The sequence below is a fragment of the Zongyangia acetica genome (assembly GCF_038739695.1).
In the GTDB taxonomy this organism is placed as follows: domain Bacteria; phylum Bacillota; class Clostridia; order Oscillospirales; family Ruminococcaceae; genus Zongyangia; species Zongyangia gallinarum.
This window is the reverse complement of sequence record NZ_JBBEWN010000037.1, coordinates 1-2,508: the sequence shown is the minus strand read 5'-3', so window position 1 is coordinate 2,508 and position 2,508 is coordinate 1. Positions and strand designations below refer to the sequence as shown.

Below are 2,508 nucleotides of genomic sequence, written 5' to 3'. Positions count from 1 at the left end.
GTGCGCCCGTAAGGGGCTGTAATAATCTTACCTTGAGCAAGTAATAGGGCAAGGTATCAAAGCGGAATAATCCGCACCCTATCGTCACCCGACTTATCCAAAAGGGGAAACCCGATGGGGAGTGTAGCATGTCGGAGGGCACGAAACACGGAAACTTCCAAAGTGTTTGCGTGGTAGTGGCGAAAAGTTATGAATAAGGATGAAAGCTAAACTGCCTGAATGACAGTCGGAGATTGGGCAAAATGTTGCTCCATGCGTAAGGAAGTTATACTCGCATGTACTCTGGTGGATATGAGTCGGCCATGCGTATCCACAAGATACCCAGAGTAAATCAGCCATAGGATAATGGAAAACGACGAACGTCACATCCGAAATCATAACAGGCTTATGTTATTACAGTTCTAAACGGGGATTGCCTAAGGTAAAATGCCGAAAATCGGCTATGAGTGCTATGAGAAAAGTGACTCTGAATATTTACTATGGCAACAGAGTCTCCGTAGTAGTCCGAGGACGGGAAAGCCGTCCACATGGCGAAGGGAGACAGTCTTTCTTCAATACAAATAATAAGGAAAGGTGCGTGAGGCATTATGAGAAGTCCCGAAAATGTATTGAAAAGTTTAAGTGAAAAAGCAAAAAACAAAGAGTACAGGTACGAGAGATTATACCGTAACCTGTACAACCCAGAGTTCTATCTGCTTGCATACCAGAATATTGCGACCTCTCAGGGGAGCATGACGGCAGGTGCAGACGGATTCACTCTTGACGGTATGAGCATGGAGCGCATTGAAAAGCTCATTCAGAAGCTGAGAGACCACTCATACCAGCCGAACCCTGCAAGGCGTGTTTATATTGCGAAGAAAAACAGCAGTAAAAAGCGCCCATTGGGGATTCCGTCAACGGACGATAAACTGTTACAGGAAGTTGTCCGTATGATACTTGAAGCAATCTATGAGCCGACATTCTCTGATAATTCACATGGTTTCAGACCGAAAAGAAGTTGCCACACAGCGTTAAAAGAAATCGTAACGCTGTTCACTGGTGCAAAGTGGATAATCGAAGGAGACATTAAGGCTTGTTTTGACAGCTTCGACCACCATATCACAATACAGCTTTTGAGAAAGCGCATAAAAGATGAAGCGTTCATATCGCTGATGTGGAAGTTTCTAAGGGCAGGATATATGGAACAGTGGACATACCATGAAACGTACTCCGGCAGTCCACAAGGCTCCGGTGTCAGTCCGATACTTGCCAACATCTATCTGAATGAACTTGATGAGTTCATGGCAAGGATGAAAAAGAGTTTTGACAAAGGCGATACAAGAAGCCGTAAAGTCCACAAAGACCATGATAAGGTACGCTGGGCTTATCGGAAAGCGCAGAAAAATCTGGAAATAGAGCGCACAGAAGCAAACCTAGCAGCATTTAAAGAAGCAAGGAAAGTGATGTTGTCCACACCACATTTAGACGAGATGGATGAGAATTACAAAAGACTTCAATACAACCGTTACGCTGACGATTTCCTGATTTCAATAACAGGTTCAAAGCAGGATGCTGAAAATATCAAGGAACAGGTAAAGATATTTCTAAAAGACAAGCTAAATCTCACAATGTCGGAGGAGAAAACTCACGTTACCCATTCCTCTGAAAAGGTGCGGTATCTTGGATACGACATAAGAATATCAAGAAGTCAGGACACAAAGCGGACGAAAAAAGGTCTGCAACGGGTGTGGTATGGAAAAGTGCAGTTATATATGCCGAAAGAAAAATGGATTGCGAAACTGCACGAATACGGTGCGTTTAAAATCAAAAAAGACGAAAACGGCAAAGAGATTTGGAAGCCACTCCACAGAGGGGCGCTTATGCCATTAGACGATGTGGCAATCATCAGTAAATATAATTCTGAAATCAGAGGATTGTACAATTATTACAGGTTAGCAATCAATGTATGCAATCTGGGGAAATTTCATTCTATCATGCGTGGAAGCTGTTTAAAGACGTTGGCGGCAAAATATAATTCTTCTGTTATGAAGATGTATAAGAAATACCGTAGCGTAAAGGGCGACTTTGGCGCAGATTACAAAACCAAGAGTGGAACAAAGCGGTGTGAGTTTTACAATGAAGGATTTAGGCGTAATAACAATATCGCACCTGAATTTGTAGACATTATGCCGAAATACAGAGGGCAGATAAAACCGAATAGTCTTGCAGGACGTTTAAAAAGCGGACAATGCGAGATGTGCGGAGCAAACCCCGTGAAAGTGTATATGCACCATGTAAAGCGCTTAAAAGATTTGAACGCTGATAATGAATTTGATGAACTGATGTTACTGAAAAGGCGGAAGTCATTGGCTCTCTGCCCGAAATGCTACGAAGAAGCAAAGACAAAATCACTTAAACTATGAAAGATGGCGAGCCGTGTACATCGAGAGGTGTAAGCACGGTTCTGGAGGGGGTTACGCCAAGACCACGGACGAAAGGAAGTATGGCGTGGCGTTTCCTACCTTATGA

General features: G+C 43.3%; 1 protein-coding gene. It reads left to right on the top strand.

The genetic code is table 11. The annotated features are described in order from the left end of the window. Positions 1-587 precede the first annotated feature (587 nt). Positions 588-2,402, top strand: a complete 1,815-nt coding sequence (locus WGC32_RS14910; RefSeq protein WP_002576337.1) for a reverse transcriptase/maturase family protein — start codon at positions 588-590, stop codon at positions 2,400-2,402. Positions 2,403-2,508: the final 106 nt, after the last annotated feature.